Source organism: Paenibacillus oenotherae, assembly GCF_019443105.1.
GTDB classification, from domain to species: Bacteria; Bacillota; Bacilli; order Paenibacillales; family Paenibacillaceae; genus Paenibacillus_Z; species Paenibacillus_Z oenotherae.
The window spans coordinates 444,852-466,264 of record NZ_JAHZIJ010000002.1; the positions used below are offsets into that span (position 1 = coordinate 444,852).

Here is a 21,413-nt window from a genome sequence, read left to right on the forward strand (position 1 = left end):
ACCTACTCTTTTTTATTCCAAATACTCCGAAGCTTATCCATAAGATTATTTTCTTGTGCGAGTTGGCGCAGCTCTGAAGTAGATAATATCCGCTCCTCAGCTAAAAAAACGTCGATTGCACCATACATCAACCGCTCACGACGATTATTCCCCATGTAGCCCCACTGCTGCAGTATTTCCTTGATCTCCTCGATTCGGTTAGTTTCCTCAGATCCCCGAACTCGTTTAGCCAGCAAACTGTAATACTCAGTAAATGTAGATTCAGTCTCCAGGTCCAGTGTGCTGCTCAACCCGAAAAACTCAGATGTAAGCAATTGATCCGCACGAAGCCCTTGAGGATTAGGTAAATTATCTGAATGTACTCTGACCCTATCCTTAATACGTTCCAAAACGACAATTTCTTGCTTATTTAATCCACGTAAGCATAATGGATCATGAGATGTGGTGATAAATTGTACTAAAGGAAATAACTCTTTAAGTTGGCTGACAATTCTCATCTTCCAACGAGGGTGCAGATGGACATCGATCTCATCTAGAAGCACGATACCTTCTAATGATGCTTCATCTTTACCATCTAATTTTCGAAAAATGTCACAAACTAAAGAGAATACATTTCGATAACCTGAGCTTAATGAGTCCAGTGGAATTTTATTTTGTTCATGATGAAGATTCCGGAAAACCAGTCGATTTTCCTCTGGTTCTAATAAAAAGATTTGTGCAACGTCTTCTGATAAAGGTAGCATTGTTCGGATACATCGAACAGCTGCAGAATAGATTGGCTTTTCAGTTTTATACTTTTCAACGAGCCACATGTTCATGTCCATGAGGGATGAATATGGCATAAATTGATTTTGAATGATGTCATGAGCATTAAGTTCTTTCGTTACAATTCGAACGGGTCCGTAACTAAGTACTTTTCCACCAAATGGATGATCCGCCGAGCCAGTCCAAGTATTGTCAGAATTAAAAATTAATTGACGCGTAATTACCGGTTCACCTGTAAACACGATTTGAATATAGCCAGAACTCTTTCCGTGTTTCACCAACTCTTTGGGGGACATACTCCCCTGACTCAGAGAACGCCTTTTTTCTTCTCCTGCTAGATTAATAGCTAGTAGTTTTAGCAGTGTACTTTTTCCGGTACCATTCTCCCCCAAGACCATCAGCCAATTTGATCCGTCAGTTTCGTTTATATGAATATCACAGTCTTCCATATCAAGGAGATTCACAACTCTAACAGAAGATATTTTTCTAGTTTTTGTACGATGATTCACAAGTTCACCTACAACATTAATCCTAACTAGAGAATCAACAATGCTTTTGGACTCTTCAAACTCTAATTTTTCTTGTAATTTGTTCAATACATTTTTGAACACAGATCTTATGCATCCTTGAAAAGGCTGATCAGGAGAGGGTTCAATTTCAAACATTAGCTGATTAAATATATCTTGTGTAGGATTATTTTCAAATTGATTTCTCAGTCGATTAATTAGATATTCTACTTCGTTAATTCGCATTTTCCTACTGCGTACTAAGGAAGGACGATTCAGTTCAAAAGCACGAATTGTTTCGTTTCCTCTGTCTGTCAGAGCTAAGATATTCCCATCATAATCGAATGCAATATGTTCCTCTGGGATATCATAGCAAGGATCAATTAATAAACTAAGTTCCGTTTCTCGCAATTCTTCAATTGAACTCAATACCTTGCCGCGTTTTCCTTTTATCGGAAATCCGGCACCCTGGGCTTTATTGCATTCACGACAGCAAAGCACCAGATTATCCCACTCAAAGGTCAACCACTCATAAAGAGATTTGGGGCGAAAATGGGCAACATATAACTCAGTGAGTGATGATTCACAAAAAGCACACTTATTACAAAACAACATTTTTAATTCTGATCGGATTTCGGGGTTACGAGAAAACTGGGATAATATTCTACTATAGTTTTGATTTTCTCTTAGACTGCGTTGTTCTAATAATTCATTTGGAATATCTGAGTAGAAGTTCTCTATTTCAGATTTTATAAATTCTGCTTTCTGAGATTCGAACCAAGCCGGCAGTCTTGCGTCATTTCTACTGACAAAAATCACTAGCAATCATCCCTTTGCCATTTAAATATAACTGTTAAGCACCACTTACTAATAATAATTCGACCCTTATACCTAATATTACCACAAGATTCCACTCTAAAGAGTTTTGGTTTTTCTTATATTCTTCGAAACTAAATATAAACAACATCTGACGTAATAATGTGAACACCTCTTTCATTTTCCCTTCTCTGATGACATCCAAAATACTCACTTTCTCTAGTCTTGACCCTGACTATTTTTAATTTAGACTATGTTAAACCACATGTTGATATTTGACGTTTGCATTTATTCGGTATTAACCCAACCCATAGGTGATCGATTCAGAGACCTTTAATTCAGAAAACTCAACAACTTTTTGGGGCCAATTCATCTCAAATTCTTTTTAAATTCTTCTATCCGTGTAACGTGAAACAAATACCGCTTTCGCCCATCTTTCCAAACGATCACTCTGTCTGGTTTCAATTCCCCACTATCCATGAGCCTTTTCAGCTTTTTTTCTCCAATATTCAAATACTCCAATACATCTTTCATATATAATCCGTCCTTGTTTTTCTTCTCGGTTTTCAGTAATTCATTACACTGCTGAAGTTCGTCTTCCCAAAACCAAACGTCCGATAGATTACCATTCGGAACAGCCAATTGAGGACTTAATGCTTTTTGATGTATTAATTTTAATAGCTTGCAAATCGTTAACCCATTCACTGAGTATTTGATAAGTACCTGGTGAAACTTGAGCCCTTCTATATGGATGTTTAGCAGTCCTGTTGACTTCTTCAATAGTTCCAAGACTTCATTATGTCGAATTAGCTTATAGGGACTGAAAACAGTTCCTGCTTCCTTTAGCAAACCCTCCTTTAAAAGTTGAGAAACAGATGCTCTTTGAACGCCAAGTATCTGTGCAACTTCTCTTTTATTAATGTAGTTTTGTTTCTCTTCTAAAAGGTAAGTAACCGAAGCTTTATCAATGAAATGTTGCATTGTTCCCCCGTTTTTCCTTGAAATAATACTAATCGTTCCGGCTTCATGAAGTGATTCCAACTTCGGGTATGACATTCCTGTTAATTGCTTAGTTTCTTCTTTCCTATAATGTCCTTTTTGTTCCAATAGGTCAGTATTTTTCTTAAATACAGATAAATTCCTTCTTACAGTTCCTTTTTCTAATTCCATTGCCCAAAACAGCTCATACTCCTGTTTAATTACTTCAAATCCTTCATTATTAAATAGGGACTCGAATACTTTCTTCTGCATGTATAACGTTCGCCGTGGCTTTTCCACAAATTTGCTTAACATCTTATTGAAACGGTGAGGAAAATCTTGATAGGACCAGAACACGAGAGCGTAGGATTCAGCTGCGGAATGGTTACTCTTGTAGCCACCGGAATGATTTTGAAATATTTTATTTTTCCGATTCTCATCTAGAAAAGACGGAAGTTGTTCCAGAAGGTGGAAGCTATGTTTGGCTAACAACAAAAATTGATATGCACTAAAACCTTTAGCTATAGACAACATTTTGGAGTTAGTATGAAGAGAGTTTTGAATAGCAACTTGTTGTTCATAAATGATTGAGTTTACCTCTACATGTATCGCCTCGAATTTTTTAAATTTATTCTGGCATTTTTTACAGACTCCTATCATTAGTTCTTCCAACTTTATTGGGGTATCGCAATTTGAACAAGTGTCTAATAAGAGAGAATTATGTTGCAAACAAGTTGTTATTGGTATGAGTCCCCAAAACGTTCGGTGAAACGCACTCTCCCTATAACAATCCGGGCAAAACTTCACCCTATTCTTAAGGTAATAAGCGTCCGACTCAAACCAATGGAATAATCCATCCTCTAGGGTGGAGGGATTAATATTCGCCCGTTCTGCTATTTTTCTTAATTGTTCGTTTGAAAACGAATTTTTCAACCAATTCGCCCAACGAATACCAAATAATGATAGGAACGTACTAACAGGTCGGTGATTAGCTATTGCGAGTCTAAAAATGAAACTAGACACACTTTCCTTCGGGAATTTACTAGGTCTTCTAAGAAGCATAAGAACACTCCTCTCTATTAACCTAGTATTGCCTTACAGTCTCTTTAATAAACCAAAAAACACTTGCTTAGGACAAGTGTTTTAATATTATTAATTATGAAGTTTTCTTTCTTTTGCGTTTTGAGTTTGATTGCCTTTCGTCAATAAAAGCCTTTATTTTAGCTTGCTGTTTTTTAAGCTCGGCAAAATACTCAAATTTTGAATCCAAAAATGGATTAATGGCATACCGTTGGTTTGAACGTGTGATTCTGTTAAAAGCGTCATGAAGAGATTCCTCATTTATACGATCGAACCCTCGTTTCAAGGATAATTTTGCCGCTTCAATCATAAGGTCTTTAACATAACGAGGTACGCCCTCTGTGACATAATGGATCTTGGAAGCCAATAATGGATCACTTAAATTAGAGTGCTCTGGAAATGGAAGTTCTTCATCAATATATTTCAGGAACATCCTAAAGCTCCTCTGCTGCTCTTGATCCTCAAAGCCAAAAGGCTCAAGTAATATCCTTCGTGGATACCTTCCATCTATTTGCTCATTGTACTCAAAAATATCATTCGATTCCGGCAAACCACACAAAACAACCGGAATATTGAGTTCTTCTGTAAGGAGCTTCAGCCAGTCAGAAGCAGTTGCTAAAACGTTTTGAGTGTCCCGATCAATTAGGTGTTGGAACTCATCAAGAATAAGCATCTCCATTTTGCTATCTTTTGCAAAATCCACAATTCTCCTGCCCAATTCCTCATCTGTACCAGAATTAGCGAATAAATCGCCCATCTCTGCTAAAATCTTGGAGGCCAATGCTTTAGGTGTTCTTAACCTCGGTGGAACCTTCAGGTAAAGTACAGGAATTATCGTTTCCGAACCTACATGTTTCTTGGGAAATTTCTTTGCATATTCTTTTACAACCGTTGTCTTGCCTACTCCGGTTTGCCCACAAAGATTCAGGTGTGAAGCCTGAACTGAATCTTTCGAAGTAATATGAAGCTCTTCCAATTCATCAGATACTTCTTGATACTGAGGATGTTTTACAATCATTTTTTTCATGTATTCTAACCGCAACTTATATTCTGGATCACGGAAAGATAAAGGTTTCCCTGAAAGCGTCTGAAACATTAACTTTTTTATACTCACGGACGGTTCTCCTTTCTTTTTAAACAGTAACATCCCAATCTTCATCCAAATCATCATCAAACAGTAATGGAGGCATTTCTGAATCTGAAGATTCCCGAACAATCCCATTCGAGTCATTGTTGACAGATTGATAAGAGTTCCCTTTTTTAAACACTTTTGGTTTGGATTTAACGGCTGTTTTTCCGTTATCCTTGACCGTTTCCTCTTCTTTTTCGCTAATGATCTTTAAGGTTTCTATCCCTTCAGGGGCAAGTTGAGCTTCATGTAGATGTTGAATGGAAGACAGATGCTTATTATGTTCCACTGCTCTCAAATCATCTGGTAACTTCTCAAGTTGAGCAAGTTCTCTGCGACTATTATGAATAATATCCTCTATCTGTTCATACGCATGGGCCAGATGAGTAGTATCAAAATCGTTGTACTCCTTATTTTTACGAAGGTTATAATACTTTAATTGCGCGATATGAACCGGATGAGTTTCATCAATGCTTTTCTTTCGTAAGCTGTTCTTCACAGGGTATGCCTCGATGTATTGATTTGTGGTTTCATCCAAAATATAAATTGTACGCATATCTGATGGATTAAACCGCACTCGAACTCTTCTGTCTTTCTTTTTTCTATTCATATAATCAAATAATTTCATCAATGAACTGCTTTGGAAATGTTGCCCTTCAAGCTCGATTCCTTTATTAGTAATCGTGCGGTAATCAATTCCCGTTGAAAGCAGCATGATCAGATCTTTTTTCTGCATCGGAAGGGTACGATGTACATGCCAATCTTTTAAACCCTGCTCCCATAGGAAAGCAGGTGTACCACCAAGTGCAATACTGTAGTCATTAGCAACGAGATCAACAATTGTAATATGCACAATTTCATGTAATGCTTTTAATGTCAGACAAGCCTTTCCGGTTGAATCATAGAGTGCACGCATTTTAGGATCTGAGAATGTGGTTCCTGGTATACTATGAAAAACCTTCTCATTCAAGGTACGAAACCTTCTTTCGATTGTACCTTTTTGATGGCCTGCCTTTACCGGGCAAAATTGCACTTCAATACCTATGAGACTGAAGAATTCTACCAAGTCCTCGGCATCATGAACTTTTGCATTATCCACTACGATTACTTCCGGTTTCCCATATGCTGCCCAGTCATGCTGCAGTCTTGGATACAATGAACGAATATGTGTCTTCGGAAACATTGCATGCAACATGCATTGTTTTATCGCCTTTGTGTTAGGCTCGCCCAGCCACAACTCATATCCAAGCCCATAACCTGTTGCTTTATCTACTGCATGGATTAAATAGAATCTTTCCGTCTTTCCTGAATATGTATCAACAACAAACAAATCGAGCGGTGTCCAATCAATTTCAACCCTTTGTAATGGCCGTTCGACGTACACTTCAGTTGTTGAGCCATTTTTGTTTAGATTTGCTTGAACCACACCATACCTTGCCTTGTCTTTTAAGTATGTTTTCCTTAGGTGTTGAATGATCCGATTAGTCGTTGCTCTCCCACAAGGTTCGATTTGGTGATCATCGGTACGGGTAGAGTTTATCTCTTTCACTTCTTTTTCCATCTCGATGTGAATTCTTCTATTCGAGACATCTAGTCCTTGCTTGTCGTATTTAACTAATAGCCTTTCAATGATATCCTGTACATCCGTTGACACCTTAAATGTTTTAACGCCCTTTAAATCATTTCGAGGCAACAGACTTCTTTTATCCTGCGTTTCTTCCCACCTTCGTTTCCATCGATATAATGTCGAAGTGGAATTCACCAAATTCCTTTGTTCTTCCGGCAATGAATCAATGTATTCACTATACTCTCTGGATTTTACTTTTCCAGATAGTATCGGTTCAAGAACTTTATATCGAAGTTCGATAATTTGTTTCTCTTCATCGCTTAACAACTCAACATCGTGTTGAGTGATCTTTGCCTCTTCCGCCTTAAAATCTCGCTTTACAACCAGAGTTTCATCAGACCATGCTTCTAATAGTTCATTCAGGGAAAAAACTTCTACAGTATCATATGATAAGTTCGTTACCTCAACGTCGTTATTTTCAATAACTTTCCTAACGACGAATTCTTTTTCACTCCACCGAAAGTAAATTCCTGGTACAAAAGAGAACCCTTGCATATCTATAACTCCTCCTTGTTATTTAATGAAATGAGCAAATGCTCATTAATGACTTCAGTGTATAAATCTACATAAACTTTCTGATGATAAATCAGTTTATACAAACACTTGTAGAAAACTTCAGGATCCAAGTTGCTACAATTGGACTGCAACACCTCAATCGTACAAGTACCGGTATTGCTTAACATATTAAGAAGATAAATTAAGTCCTCATATGAAGTTACTTCATGACCGAATGCCCGCAGTATATCTATATTTTCTTGAATAAACCCATTAAATATCTGTCCTTCTGTAACAATCTGGTACTCCCAGCCTTTTGTCTCACAATACATTTTACCGATAATGAACTTAATAACGTTATTCGGATGCTGTGTCTTTGATTTAGGCTTAACTTCAACAATTCTGACTTGTCCATCTGAAGTAATAACTTTGAAGTCCGGGTAGTATTTCCTTGACTTACCTTTGTATGAGTACGCAATGCAGATAGGCTGTGATTCCACCTCAAGCACATTGCGATCAAAATCGAGCAAACGTACAAAATATCGTTCTAATCGACTCTCACAATCTATCATTTCCCCGTTTTTCAACAAAGGAACTTTCCATCGATAATGTTTACCTCTAACCGGTTTTATTTTTCGTGCCGGCTTCCTTCTCATGTCCTTTACCTCCTTCTTTATTTCAAGCTTTTCCAATTCTATGAATCTATAAACCTAGCGATTAACAATAAATTAATTCCATGATTCCAGTCCCATTGCACGTAATAATTTCTGATCTTTTTTATATAGGTTGGCTACGCAGCGATCCTTTCGAAGGGCAGTAACCGGATAAATATCTTTATTCGTTAGATAACTAAAAAGAGATGAAACATTATTAATATGTGGATGTAATTTTAGAAGTTCAGTCAATGGTATATAGTGATATTTGAATTTTTTTATTTCCTCAAGATTCAGTGAATAGAACCTATTATTAGTATTTTGTTTTATAAGACCCATCTTTATCCATCCTCTTAGAGACTGTTTTGTTACATTCAGTTGTCGAGCTGCTTCATCAATTGGAATCGTACCGTTACTTATAAACTGTTCCACATCCTCTTTAAAAAAGGAGAACTGATTGAGCCCATTCTCCTTAGAATTAACCACACAAGCAAAAATCTTGCCTTCTAAGGCATCGGCAATAAATTGAACTAAGCTTATTCTGCGTCTTAATATCCTATCGATATTTTTGAACTCAACTATTTCTTTATCTCTACTTTCTAAAGATTCATCTTCCATTAGATTGTACGAACGAATTGTTTGGATGATGTTGTTAATACTATTAAGAAGACAAAATCTATGAGCATGTTTACCCCTAACTATTTGTATTATTTTTTTGCTTATTAGACCATCAATTACCCTAACATTAACTCCAAGGATTTCAGCTGCACTTTTAATGCATATAAAATTATCTTTTTGAAGGGAAATATCATCTTTCTTCTCTTCCTTGTTAAAAAATCTGATAATTGTTTTTTCACTTGTTTCAAAATAGGGTCTGAAGGAATATCTCCACAATACTGAACAAACGTATTTAATACGAAAGAAAACTCTTCTAAAGATAATTTCTCTATTAATTGATAATGAAACCTTCCAAATTCTTTAGTAATTCCAGAACTACTATTTTTAGGTGTTATTCTATACGTTTCTATAAATTCGTAAAAAGATTTTGGCCAACCAATAAAAATTTCAAATGTTTTTAATGATACTTGGTGCATAATTTCAGGTTTAAAGGAAGCCGAATACTGTAAGTCAGACTGAGAAAACTCACACTTAAAAATGTATTCATATAAAAAAATATGCAAGTAGAGAAAATGGCGGAAACTAAGCTGCTGAAACTCTTCTGTTAAATGAATTGTCTTAATCCCAGTAAAATATTTTTCGTTAATATAGGTCGGTAATAAAATATCCGACGAATTAACATATTTAGCACTGCATTTTCGTAAATCAAATCCACAATCACAATATGTAACAAAACGGCGATAAGGAGACAAAATCTTCCCACACTGAGGACAAGTTGATACCAACCTACACTTATGCAAATGACACGTCGTAATCATTCTTAATTCCCACAATTTCCTGTGGAAATCTTTCTCGCTTAGACAAATAGGACAAACTTGTGAAAAGAATACGGAACAAAAACCTTTAGCACTAATACGTCTTAAAATTTTTAAATCTTCCCTTTTATCCCTATACTTACCGGCAAGTGAATAAAAACTTAGATCATATAATTTTGATTCTTCGATTAATGTGAGATCTTGAAGTTTGGATAATGGAACTTTATCCGTAATCATTAGAAGGCTCCTTGGAACAGTTCCCGTCAGTAATGATGATTTTTGATATATATTTCGTGGCGATGTGCGATTTAAATGAGCTAATCGAACAATATATCCCCTTATACTCTCGTCAGGAAAAGGAACTGGTCTTCTTCTTAAAAACGGGTCACGCATTTTACACCTCCGTTGTCTTTTTGGTCACAATTGACCTTAAAGTCATTTTTATAATAGTAATTCGCTGTTGATCTGTCAAGAAATTTTTGACTTTTTGGGCATCTTGATGCACAATAAGTCAAAGGAGGCGTTCTAAAACAATGAGTTATTATGCTAAATTACTTAGTTCATACATTAAAACTTCCGGCAAAACACTAAAGGAAATAAGCAAAGAGCTTTATGAAGAAAAAAATTTATCTATAGATAGTTCTTATATAAGCAAAATAAAAACCGGCAAAAAACCTCCTGCTTCTGAAGATGTAAACCGTGCACTGGCAGAAGTACTATATGGCAATCCGAATAAATTAGTTTTTGCCGGATATATAGAGAAAGCGCCAAACGATGTCCAGGAAACCTTTTCAGAAATAGATCAAATGGTTGATCAAATTTTACAAAGTTTAGTTTTCAATTCAACATCTCCACAACTCGCAGTTATTATCGATCATTTACGACAATTTAAAATTGATGGATTTCGCCCTTTTTGTATTTTTGATCAAATTAACCTTAGTGAAATCGGCATGGGTTCGAGAAGCGTACTAATAGACACAATAGAGATTGTACTAAAGGAGGAATTTAGCCAAAGGGATAAGCTAAAAGTAATTCCCTATATCCTCAAGTTTTTCCGTAAATTACACGAGGAAAGTATTTCTTATGGGAATCAAAACCTGGAGAAAGACCGAAATGAAGTAGATGATCTGGAATACCAAAATGAACTGTTGGAAACTGCAAAAAAACTAAATTTATCGGTCTTGTTCCTTAATGGGGAAAGGGAAATTGTCACTTCCACGGAGGGAGAATATTTAAAAACTTGTTTGGAGGCTCTTCGTACATATAATAACTCAATGTACAGGAGTAATTGATGCGTATCTCACATCTTTCTAGCTAATTAGACAAACAGAGGCCCTCATGAATTTGTATGAAAACAAGCCTTCTGAAGAAGAAATAGAATTTGAACCAGTGCAAGGGAAATCTTTATCAGAGTGTTCGATGGCCTAGTCGAACTTGAGATGGCCTTCCACAGAGTGTATCCAAAGCCGATCGATGTACCAGCATTGCGTCGTCCACAAGAAGCACAGTAAGTTCCCAAAGATTCGAGTCAAAGACAAGGTCCAGTTCATGGGTGATCTTAAAGAAGTTAATAATGCGCAATGCTACGAAGAAGGAGTTCGTCTGTTCCACGCTGTAGAGCTTAAGTGGGCGAAACAGTATCCTCGCGGACTCGCAACCTGTAGATCGAATCTGCCGGTACTACTCACCTTTTACAAGTATCCGAAAGACATTAGTGTGCCGAACATCGATGCTGTAGAGAAGATCGTTTACTTGGTTGTGACGGACTACAACGATCAATGGAGCCAAAGAATCATCCGAGGCTTTAGCATGGAAAAGACAAAGAAAGTGTTTGCATCTATGTACAGCAAGAGGTGCAGGGCTAAAGCTCCGCGCCTTCGCTTGGGATACACCACCCAAACAATTTACAATGAGTTCCTGCACTCTGGATACACAAACCGACTGACGCTACCCACGTTTTGCCTTCTACTTCTAATTTTTTACTGTATTTCCAATTACAGTAAACTCTCGGTAATTCAGTGATCGTGAAGCAAGTGACTAATCAGCCCCCCTCACACTCTTGTCTCCCTAACGGAGTATAAAATAACCAGAAAAAGCGATTGATCGGTTTCACCGCTGAAATAATGCCCACTTGCTTATATGTTCCATTTATCTATCCGAAAACATAAAGTCCTATCAAACCTAAGGACTGTATTGAACCATCCCACCTGTTCAAAAAAAGGACGCTACCCCCTCTATGCCTGGGCTACGTCATAATCCATATCCAATTAAAATCAAGTACATACGCCGATAGCAAGTATTGCTTTTAAAAGGACCACATAAAATCGTGCTACACGACGAGCGGAACGACAAGGAGAACACGTATCCCGTTGAAAATATTAATTAAACAAGGAGCTGTTGGCAAATGGCCTACAGCTCCTTGTTTAATTATTATTCGATTTAATGTATATTTATCCAAAATGAATGTTTATACACAACGTTGTATATCATCGACTTCTCTCACTTTTCGTGAGACAAAATTATTATCAGTTGTGTTCATTTTGGCAACTTTGAAGATTCCTCACATGTATATAGCTATTCCGTGGTTCAATCACCTCATTATGAACACTTGCTATAGCCGCAGTTGCTGCAGGTTTTGCAGCCTTCCACATTAATCAGAGATGCCGAGCCGCAGGATGGGCATAGATCTCTGGATGTGATGGCCGCTGTTCCTTTAGCAGCTAAGTAGGGAGCAGCTACTTCATCCACTAGCTCTCCGCCAGTTCCTTGCTGAACGGCCGCGCTCTCATCAGCATAGACCGCCGCCGTTCCGCTTCCGTCTGCGGCATCATCCAGCTGCACATGATTCTCCAGTGCCTTCGCCACCGCATCGGCAATGGACTCTACGCGGTTCACGCCGAATCCGATGGCGCCGGAGCCTCCGATTCCCTTCAAATGCTTGATCAGCAGCTTCACTTTGTTGCCGTGATCGCCGTAACGCAGGAAGAGCGAGCATACACGCCCAAGCGCCTCTGCCATCGCGAATACGTCAGAGCCAGCCTTGCCGACATTCAGGAAGATTTCACCCGGCGACCCATTCAGATCATTGATTGTAATGTACGCCATTCCGAATGGCGTATTCACCTTGTATGTCGCGCCGCGCAGCACCTGCGGACGGCTCTTGTAGGCTTTGTCCACCACCTGCTCGGCCGCTCTCAACGAGACTGGCGCTTCTGCAAATTCCGCAGACGCTGCGGCGGGCACTGATGCACCAATTGCCTCTGCTCCATTCGCTTCGCCGATCTCTGCTGCTCCATTCCCTTCGCCGGATTTAGCAGCAGCGCCAACGCTGCTCTTATCCTCCGCAGGCTTCTCCTCCGCTTTGTCCGTGCTCAGCACCTGCACATCCCGGCTGCCGTCACGGTAGATCGTTACGCCCTTGCAGCCAAGCTCGAAGGCCAGCTCATACAACCGCTTCGTCTCTTCAACGGTAAAGTCGCCCGGACAATTCGCCGTCTTGGAGATGGAGCTGTCCACCCAGCGCTGAATCGCCGCCTGCACCCGGATATGATCCTCTGCGGACAGGCTCATCGCCGTCACATAGTAATCCGGCAGCTCCTGCCCGGGATTGGCATCCTTCCAGCTCTGTGCGATCGGCACCAGTTGCTTGTCATAGCCGAGCCGGCTCTGCCTGTAGTATTCGAAGGCAAAATACGGCTCGATGCCCGTTGATGTGCCGACCATTGTACCTGTACTGCCCGTAGGCGCCTGGGTAATGACCGTCACATTGCGGATGCCGCGCTTCTTGACCGCCTCTCCCACCTCAGGGAATTCGCTTATCATATGGCGCATAAATCCGCTCTGCACATATTTGTCAGCCTCGAAAGCAGGGAATGAGCCCTTCTCAGCAGCAATTTCTGTCGAGGCCATGTAGGATTCCCGGGCGATGAAGCCATATAGCTTATCGAGAAACACCAGCGACTCCGGGTCGCCATAACGGATGCCCAGCTTGATCATCAGCTCCGCAAGCCCCATAGTGCCAAGCCCAACTCGCCGCTCGCGCTTCTGGTTCTGTTCATTCTCCGGAAAATGATACGGCGTCGCATCAATAACATTATCGAGGAAACGAACCGACCACCGGGTAACCTTGGACAGCTCATCCCATGCAACATCCCCATTGGCCTCATCGTAAAACTTAGACAGATTAATCGCCGAGAGATTGCATACGCCCCATGCAGGCAGCCCTTGTTCTCCACAAGGGTTCGTACAAATAATCGGGTTAAAGTACCAGCTGTTGGACATTTGGTTGTAGTACTCCATGAATACAACGCCAGGCTCTGCTGATTTCCAGGCTGACTCAATAATTGTATGCCACACCTCGCGTGCGCTGACCGTTTTGTACGGAATAACCTTGCCGCCGCGCTGGCGCCATTTCTCCAGATCGCCATCCCAGAGACCGTCATATTCCGGATCCTTCGTATCAGGGAATACCAGCTCCCAGTCCAGATCCTCCTTCACCGCCCGCATGAAGTCATTGCTGACACATACCGACAGATTCGCGTTCGTCACCTGACCCATTGATTGTTTCACCGTTATAAAATCAAGCAGATCGGGATGCCAGTCGTTGATCATCAGCATAAGAGCGCCTCTGCGGCTTCCGCCCTGTTCAATAAGCCCTGTCGTATAGCTGAACAATCCGCCCCATGACACCGCACCGCTGGAAGAGCCGTTCACACCCGCAACGATTGCCCGCCGCGGCCGCAGAGAAGACAGATTAATGCCGACACCGCCGCCGCGGGCCATAATCTCCGTCATCTCCGACAATGTCTTCATAATACCGCCTCTGCTGTCATGTGGAGAAGGGATGACATAGCAGTTGAACAGTGTCAACTCCTCGCTAGCACCAGCTCCGGCAGCGATTCGACCGCCTGGAACTAACTTCCAGTCGTCAAGGACATAGCGAAACCGCTCCTGCCACAGCTTCTGGTTCTCTGTCGTCTCTTCAACGGCAGAGATTGCACCCGCGAGCCGGTCCCACATTTCACCCGGCGTCTTCTCGACCGTAAGCGTCAGCTTCTCGACAGAGGATTGAACAAGATCTCCGCTGCGCAGACGCACCGTAACCTCACTGCCGCTGCGAGCGATGACCTCCCCGACTTCCTTCGCCGGAAATTTAGGATCATCCTTCGTTAATACAAGGACAACATCGCCGACCTTCGTATCGTTCGAATCCGCGTTCTTCCATGCATACCGATCCAGAAAAATTTTCTCGCTAAGCCCTTCCAGCTGCCCACTCTGCTTCGTCACCATTCCAAGTACGCCTCCCACATATCAGCTCAAGGTAGTAGAAATACATAAAAATTACTATATATTGTGTTATGAATCTATTATAACATACAATATATTGATTCAAAGAGCCGTATTCGTTCAATTTCAAGCAGCTTTGGCATCCAGAGGACAGCTGTTCTTCTATTATCTGCTTCGAACGCATGTTTTACTTTCTTTTAGCCGACTTGACGAATTCGATATTTTTTGTCCCCCTGATTCTTATGAAATCCTCCCTACAAGGCCATACTAAAAGGAATCCATCCCCGGAAAGGAGCCTACCAGGCATGCACTCGACGACGAACAACACATTCAAGGGAGAACAACCGTCCGCTGTTCACAGTCGCAAGCTCCATCCTGATGCTGACATCCAGTTTGACCGCTCCTGGTTTCATAATCTTCAGGAACGCGTAGACCGCAACGGCCCATGGGATGACTGGTCCATGTACCAGCTCGCCGTTGAAGCCCAGCAGACGAAGCTGATCGGCAGCTTCGATGATCTGCAATGCTTGCGCAGCCTGCCTGCCTTTGAGCCGATGCAGCATCAGATTAGCACCGCCCGCAGAGTGCTCCATGAGATGAGCGGCCGGGCCATTCTTGCAGACGAGGTCGGACTCGGCAAGACGATAGAAGCCGGGCTCGTCTTGAAGGAATATATGGTTCGCGGGCTCGTCCGCCGTGCGCTTATTCTCGTTCCCGCTTCCCTGGTGCTGCAATGGGTGCGCGAGCTGAATCAGAAATTCGGCATCTCCGCCATTGCACAGAAGAAGGAGCATACCTGGCAGTACGATGTGGTCGTCGCCTCCATCGATACGGCCAAGCGCGATCCGCACCGTCCTATTTTGCTCGGTACAGACTATGACATTATTATCATCGACGAGGCGCACAAGCTGAAGAACAAGAAGACGACAAACTATCAATTCGTCAACCAGCTCCGCAAGAAATACTGCCTGCTGCTGACCGCAACTCCGGTGCAGAATGATCTGGACGAGCTTTATAATCTCATTACCCTGCTCAAGCCCGGACAGCTCGGGGGACAGAGTGATTTTGCCGCTAATTTTGTCGTAGACAAGCGTGTGCCCAAGAATGAGGATCAGCTTCAGCAGGCACTCTCCACCGTCATGATCCGCAATCGGCGCGGTGATGGCGGCATTCAGTTCACCAAGCGTATCGTCAAAAATATCGAAATGTCCCTCTCCCCGGAAGAGCAGGCTCTGTATGATGCGGTCACCTCCTTCGTGCGGGAACGCTACGATGAGAGCGGCGGCGACCTGTCCAGCATGCTGTCGCTTGTGACCCTTCAGCGCGAGGTGTGCAGCAGCCGGGACGCCGTGTTTCTAACGCTTGTCAATATGTTTAAAAAGACATCCGAGGACTCACCGGTCCGCGCGAAAATATGGCAGCTTGTTGAAGTGATTAAAGGCATTCAAGCCAACTCCAAAGCGGAGAAAACGATGGAGCTCGTCCGGGAAATGAATGAGAAGGTTATCATCTTCACCGAGTATCGGGCGACACAGGAATACCTGCTGCAATATTTAAAATCTAATAATATTGTTGCTGTCCCGTATCGCGGAGGCATGAATCGGGGTAAGAAAGATTGGATGATGGATTTATTTCGCGGCCGCGCCCAGGTGCTGATTGCCACGGAAGCAGGCGGCGAAGGCATTAATCTTCAATTCTGCCATCATATTATCAACTTCGATCTGCCCTGGAATCCGATGCGGGTCGAACAGCGGATCGGGCGCGTCCATCGCCTCGGCCAGACAAGCGACGTCAAAATATACAATCTATGCACACTAGGAACGATAGAAGAGCATATTGTCGGATTGCTTCATGAGAAGATCAATCTGTTCGAGCTGGTAATCGGGGAGCTCGATCATATTCTCGAACGGTTCGAGAAGAAGGACGGGTCCATCGAACAGAAGCTGGCTCGTGCAATGCTGGAAGCGGGCAATTCATCTGAACTGCGCAAGCGGATTGACGACCTTGGCGAGTCGATCAGCCGGGTCAAGGAAGAAGTGGAAGCCGAAGAGCCGCTCATCGACGTCTCCGTCATGGACAGCGTCATGAATGCCGTCGTCGGCCAAACAGTGGAGGTGCGTCCATGAACGAGAAGCAAGTTCACAAATTTGTACAGCGTTATCTGGAATCAACGGGATGCCGCATCATTGAGAAGTCGCCGTCGCATTTCCATGTCAAGCTCTCCCCCCGTGCTGACCGCGACTTGACGAATCGGCCTTTCTATTGGAGCTTCGTGGATCGCACAGGCGCTGACCCGGAGACAATGTCCATGCTGCTCATAACGGACAAGGTCAAGTATGATGCTGCGAATGCGAGCCATCAGTCCAGCGGCAGCTTTGGCGGCAGCTCTGCTTCGGCACCTGCATCCTCTGCTCTGCCAGGCACAATAGGTACCGCCCAGGGAGGGAGCATGGCTGAGGCAGCAGCTGCGGCGCTGGGACGATCTCTCGGCCATGTGCATGGTTCACTGAACACTTCCTCCCGTATTCCTAAGGAGGAGCTGCATTATGGTTCGCGCAAGCTGGAACAGCTGTTCGAATCGGCCAGATGCGGCGGAAGCTATGTCTGTCTGTTTCAAGAGCCGGACAAGCGAGGGACGCATCCCTTCCATTCAACACCCTACACGGCTTGGCTTGGGGTTAATATGAAGATCGAATTCGCCTGTGACATGAAGCGCGAGGAATTCCATTCCTTCGGCGTATCGTTGACGACAGGGCAATGTGCCGAGGGGTTTCATGAACGGCTCCTTAAGCTGCGGCTCACGCCGCGCCTGCCGCCGAATGTTCACATCGCAAAGAATGCGGTAACGCTCAATAAGGCCGTGACTATTATTGAGGGGACAATTGAGCGCAGACTGAGAAGCTATGATTTTCGCTGGGCAGAATTAGCAGCGGCAAGGCTGCAGGATGAGCTGGCTACGATAAACCATTACTACGATCCGCTGCTGGAGTCCGCAGAGGAAGAGAATCGCCCCGCTATTCAAGAGCAATATGAACGGCGGCAGAATGAAATCCGCTGGCAATATGAGCCGCGTATTACGGTATCCGCCATGAATTGCGGAATATTTTATCTCCAGGGGATCGGGTAGCAATTATGCGACAAGAAGTTGAGATCAGAGGTGCCTTTTCGCTGCGAAATGGCAAAAATAGAACGGGGCATGTCCCCCACCGCGCGACAGGTTCCTACAGCCTTCTCGGCACGCCTTCGCTACAATGGCGGTAAGCCAATCCAAGAGGAAGAAGCAGGTGAGTTTCCTATGCGCAAATGGATAACCATATTATACACTGGACTGTTCTTGATCGTTGCAAGCACGCCCGCTGCTTCAGCCGCACAGCCAGGCTCAAGCCCTCCGCCAGCTGCAGATCGCACAGAGGTGCAGCAGCAGGTACAAGTCTGGATCGATGCACTATCCAAGCAGCCCCAATTCGAATCCTGGAAGAAGGCGAGCTGGAATATCGTATCCATTGGCCCAGGCCTTCACGGATGGCTTGTCACCCTGCACCAGAATAATAAACCCGTTGGCTACATGATTGTGAATGCAACTGAAGACGGAGGCTTCGCACTCGGTGAATATGGGATTGGCGGTCATCCCGCTTATGATCCTGACATCCTGTATCAGTCACTTGTGAGACAAGGCTTCTTCGAATCCTATGCCGCTGCCGCAAGCCAAAAACTTAAGCTGGAGCGTAATTATATTCATCCTCTGCAAGCCGTGTGGAAGTGGGTCACTCCGGAAGGGGAGACCTACTTCCTGGATGCCTGGACGGCAGAGATGCTCCCGATTGACGAGAAGCAGTGGGAGCAGCAGACAGGCAAACTTTCCATCCCTCAGCCCAAGAGCAATAAAGCAGCACTCATCAGGACGTTGTCAGCAGCACGCACGAATATGGCATTTGATCCTTACGAAAGAATGCCATGGCTCACCAAACCTCCGCTTACGAAGGATCAGGTAAAGCAGCTGCCGTCTTTGCTTGACCGCAAGTCGGAAGTTCGCTATACCGCAGAGCTGTATAATGAGAATGTGCTGTTCGTATGGCCTGCAATCGGGTACCATCTGTGGAATAATGAAACGTTGTTCGTTGCCTTCGATCAGCAAGGAACACGCTATGTCCCTCTAGAGACAATTGCTGCTGACGGCAGCTTCTACTATTAGAGCACTTCCTTAACCGCCGGTCCGCCGGCATTGCCTGTTCCGCTTACAACGCTCTCAAGATCAGCAGCGTCATTGACAGTGCCGCGATTACGCCACCAAAGCGTAATTCCCAGCGGCGCTATACCGAACCATCGCGTCAGCCAAGGCTCCCTGGCAGCTTTGGCCTTCTTGCGGTTATGCCGCCTATCCTCCTGAGAGGTCTCCATATATTGCACAACCTGAACGGTCATATATTTAATCAGCTCTTCGCTTTTGTCCGCCATCATTTCCTTCCTCCTCGCTGTTTTCGTATCACTTATTTATTGTTTCCGCTAAAGAGGGTATTCAAACATGAATGAGTTGGCTTCATCTGTGCCACGCTAACAATAGCCGATAATGATTGCTGACAGCACTGACGATCAGAATACAGGAGGAATCGCAAACAATGAATCGCCCTACAAAATTACGGACAAGCCTGCTCCGAATTGCTTTATTTTGCTTTGCAAGCTGGTTTATTCTGCAGGAAGGCTGCATCGCCAGTACACCAGCGGCTATTACAGGTATAGAAGATGAGGATTCCATAAACGGCAGCCCTGCACTTCCGAATGAGCCCGATTACCAGCGAGCACTGCCGACAGCTGATATCATCATTGATGCCGGACATGGCGGAATCGACGGCGGTGCGCATTACAAGGAAGTTCTGGAGAAGGACATCAATCTGGCTGTAGCTAGAAAAGTGTATTTGCTGCTGCGCAGCAGCGGTGTTCGCGCCATTCTGAACCGCAACGGCGACTATGCCCTCAGCGATGACAACCGCTGGCATCCAAGCCGATCCAGACATAAGCGCGATCTCTCACAGCGCAGTCAGCTCTCCGGCGAAATCCGGACGAATATCGTCATCAGCCTTCATGTTAACTGGGCCAAAAACAAAGAGGTACGCGGCCCCCTCGTCCTCCATCAGGATGAAGGACAGAGCGCACTCCTCGCCTACTGCATTCAGGATGCGCTGAACAGACAGCAGCAGACACGCTTTATTCCACGGCTGGGCAAGCCGTTCTATTTGCTTAATGTTATCAAGCAGCCGGCCGTCATTGTCGAAATGGGCTTCATCAGCCATGAAGGGGATCGCCACATGCTTACCGATCCCCGCAAGCAGGAGCAGGTTGCATCAGCCATCGCTTCAGGAGTGCGGAACTATATCCTTCTCCGCTGAAGATACCAGCATTTCGGATAATCGGACAAAGCTCACCTGATGCTTCAGCCGCGGTATGGATTCCTTGAGAACCGCGGCTGTTTTCTTGCCCGGAGGTCCTACATGGCCGATAACGACACAGGACGGATTGGACTCCAAATGCTTGCTCATTACACCAACCTGCCGGGCAATATGCGCCATCGTATAGATATCATCAAGAAACACCTGATTGGACAACAGCTCGACACCAAGCTCTGCAGCCAGCTTAGGCACAACGGTCTTGTAAGTCGTGCGGCTGTCCAGGAAGAACATTCCGTGCTCCTTCACAACCGACAGGACAATGCGCATAACCCTCTCATCTGCGGTTGCCTTTGAACCCATATGGTTGTTCATGCCACTGGCATGAGGAACATCGTTAATCGCTGCCTCTACCCGTTTGCGGATCTCTTTATCGCTGAGATTCGTCGTAATTGCACCAGGTCCAAGCCATTCAGGCTTTCCGCGAACCGGCTCCATCGGCAAATGTACGATTACCTCATGTCCGCGTTTGTGCAGCAGCTCGGCCTCCTGTCTGGTTGTTGGCATAAACGGCATAACAGCGGCGGTGAAATGGATCGGCAGTTCCATCATCTCGTTGGTGCCGTCCATCCCATTGCCGAAATCATCAATAACAACAGCCACTTGCCGTTCAGACTGTCTGACTTTTCCCGCATCCGCTCGGCTAGTGAGCCATTTGTCCGCATGACCAACATCCGGTTCAGGCACCATCGACAGCAGCAGAAGCAACGTCAGCATCAATACGAACCGTCCCTTATTCCTTCTCATGATCAGTCCACACCCTCTCGTCATTTACTCACATTGTTTGTGATGCGACGATAAAATATGTGCGGCAGTTGTTGCATGGAAGCCAAAGAAAGAGGTCATCGCAGCAGTCATTCTTCACATGACTGTGACTGTGCGATAACCTCTTCCCGATTGCTGCTGCTACATCCCGAGCTCAACCAATGCGCCATGCCTCAAGAGCTGTCGAGCAGCGCTCTTCTTAGTAGCCGCTTGATTTGTGGCCGTCTGATTTGTGGCCGTCAGAACCGCCAGTACCGCCTGTGCGGTCGCCGCCTGTTCCGCCTGTTTTGTCTCCGCCTGTTCCGCCTGTGCGGTCGCCGCCTGTACCTCCAGTGCGATCGCCACCAGTATGATCTCCACCTGTTCCACCTGTGTTGTTGGACATTCGATCTCCTCCTCATCCTCTTGAGATAATACTAGAATATGAAGCAAATCTAGT

Annotated in this window: 16 protein-coding genes and 1 pseudogene; 6 read left to right on the forward strand and 11 right to left on the reverse strand. The window is 44.0% G+C overall.

All coding sequences use genetic code 11. The features are described 5' to 3' along the window. Nucleotides 1-2: 2 nt before the first annotated feature. The 7 genes from K0T92_RS06155 to K0T92_RS06185 form a co-directional block, all read right to left on the reverse strand. The gene (locus K0T92_RS06155; protein WP_219871541.1) at nucleotides 3-2,090 is read right to left on the reverse strand and encodes a retron system putative HNH endonuclease; all 2,088 of its coding nucleotides are present in this window, start codon (nucleotides 2,088-2,090) and stop codon (nucleotides 3-5) included. Nucleotides 2,091-2,456: 366 nt separating this feature from the next. Beyond that, nucleotides 2,457-4,127 carry a TniQ family protein gene (locus K0T92_RS06160; protein ID WP_219871542.1) on the reverse strand — a complete coding sequence of 557 codons (1,671 nt, stop codon included), beginning with the start codon at nucleotides 4,125-4,127 and terminating at the stop codon, nucleotides 2,457-2,459. 94 nt (nucleotides 4,128-4,221) lie between these two features. Further along, entirely contained in the window at nucleotides 4,222-5,259 is a 1,038-nt protein-coding gene (locus tag K0T92_RS06165; protein ID WP_219871543.1) for a TniB family NTP-binding protein, read from the reverse strand. Nucleotides 5,260-5,278: 19 nt separating this feature from the next. Continuing rightward, complete coding sequence (locus tag K0T92_RS06170; protein WP_219871544.1) at nucleotides 5,279-7,396, reverse strand: Mu transposase C-terminal domain-containing protein; 2,118 nt, start codon at nucleotides 7,394-7,396, stop codon at nucleotides 5,279-5,281. 2 nt (nucleotides 7,397-7,398) lie between these two features. After that, on the reverse strand, nucleotides 7,399-8,052 hold the full coding sequence (locus tag K0T92_RS06175; RefSeq protein ID WP_219871545.1) for a TnsA endonuclease N-terminal domain-containing protein: 654 nt from the start codon (nucleotides 8,050-8,052) through the stop codon (nucleotides 7,399-7,401). A 72-nt stretch (nucleotides 8,053-8,124) separates the two neighbouring features. Then, nucleotides 8,125-8,667, reverse strand: coding sequence for a helix-turn-helix domain-containing protein (locus tag K0T92_RS06180; RefSeq protein ID WP_219871546.1), 543 nt, complete (start codon nucleotides 8,665-8,667; stop codon nucleotides 8,125-8,127). 116 nt (nucleotides 8,668-8,783) lie between these two features. Then, nucleotides 8,784-9,875 (reverse strand): TniQ family protein, encoded by a 1,092-nt coding sequence (locus K0T92_RS06185; protein ID WP_219871547.1) that lies wholly within the window; start codon nucleotides 9,873-9,875, stop codon nucleotides 8,784-8,786. 140 nt (nucleotides 9,876-10,015) lie between these two features. Between K0T92_RS06185 and K0T92_RS06190 the strand changes: the two genes are divergently transcribed. Next, nucleotides 10,016-10,774 (forward strand): hypothetical protein, encoded by a 759-nt coding sequence (locus tag K0T92_RS06190; RefSeq protein ID WP_219871548.1) that lies wholly within the window; start codon nucleotides 10,016-10,018, stop codon nucleotides 10,772-10,774. A gap of 99 nt (nucleotides 10,775-10,873) precedes the next feature. Then, nucleotides 10,874-11,336 (forward strand): annotated as a pseudogene (locus K0T92_RS25590) (transposase); the annotation flags it as partial. A gap of 744 nt (nucleotides 11,337-12,080) precedes the next feature. Here the strand turns inward: K0T92_RS25590 and K0T92_RS06200 are convergent. After that, nucleotides 12,081-14,771, reverse strand: a complete 2,691-nt coding sequence (locus K0T92_RS06200) for an adenosylcobalamin-dependent ribonucleoside-diphosphate reductase (RefSeq protein ID WP_219871550.1) — start codon at nucleotides 14,769-14,771, stop codon at nucleotides 12,081-12,083. A 302-nt stretch (nucleotides 14,772-15,073) separates the two neighbouring features. On the opposite strand from K0T92_RS06200, the gene K0T92_RS06205 reads away from it, so the two are divergent. From K0T92_RS06205 to K0T92_RS06215, 3 genes are all read left to right on the forward strand, one after another. Then, nucleotides 15,074-16,894: a DEAD/DEAH box helicase gene (locus K0T92_RS06205; protein ID WP_219871551.1), complete on the forward strand. Its 1,821-nt coding sequence runs from the start codon at nucleotides 15,074-15,076 to the stop codon at nucleotides 16,892-16,894. Then, complete coding sequence (locus K0T92_RS06210; protein WP_219871552.1) at nucleotides 16,891-17,895, forward strand: YqhG family protein; 1,005 nt, start codon at nucleotides 16,891-16,893, stop codon at nucleotides 17,893-17,895. The genes K0T92_RS06205 and K0T92_RS06210 overlap by 4 nt, the downstream gene beginning before the upstream one ends. A gap of 168 nt (nucleotides 17,896-18,063) precedes the next feature. Further along, complete coding sequence (locus K0T92_RS06215) at nucleotides 18,064-18,960, forward strand: hypothetical protein (RefSeq protein ID WP_219871553.1); 897 nt, start codon at nucleotides 18,064-18,066, stop codon at nucleotides 18,958-18,960. On the opposite strand, the gene K0T92_RS06220 is transcribed toward K0T92_RS06215, so the two are convergent. Beyond that, a complete protein-coding gene (locus K0T92_RS06220) occupies nucleotides 18,957-19,226 on the reverse strand; it encodes a YqzE family protein (RefSeq protein ID WP_246627904.1) in 270 nt (89 codons plus the stop codon). The genes K0T92_RS06215 and K0T92_RS06220 overlap by 4 nt on opposite strands. 158 nt (nucleotides 19,227-19,384) lie before the next feature. Here K0T92_RS06220 and K0T92_RS06225 point away from each other — a divergent pair, with 158 nt between their 5' ends. Next, nucleotides 19,385-20,152: an N-acetylmuramoyl-L-alanine amidase family protein gene (locus K0T92_RS06225; protein ID WP_219871554.1), complete on the forward strand. Its 768-nt coding sequence runs from the start codon at nucleotides 19,385-19,387 to the stop codon at nucleotides 20,150-20,152. Here K0T92_RS06225 and K0T92_RS06230 read toward each other — a convergent pair. Both K0T92_RS06230 and K0T92_RS06235 read right to left on the reverse strand, forming a co-directional pair. Further along, nucleotides 20,120-20,956, reverse strand: coding sequence for a divergent polysaccharide deacetylase family protein (locus tag K0T92_RS06230; protein WP_246627905.1), 837 nt, complete (start codon nucleotides 20,954-20,956; stop codon nucleotides 20,120-20,122). The two genes, K0T92_RS06225 and K0T92_RS06230, sit on opposite strands and share 33 nt — an antisense overlap. Nucleotides 20,957-21,173: 217 nt before the next feature. Continuing rightward, nucleotides 21,174-21,359: a hypothetical protein gene (locus K0T92_RS06235; protein WP_219871555.1), complete on the reverse strand. Its 186-nt coding sequence runs from the start codon at nucleotides 21,357-21,359 to the stop codon at nucleotides 21,174-21,176. Nucleotides 21,360-21,413 lie beyond the last annotated feature (54 nt).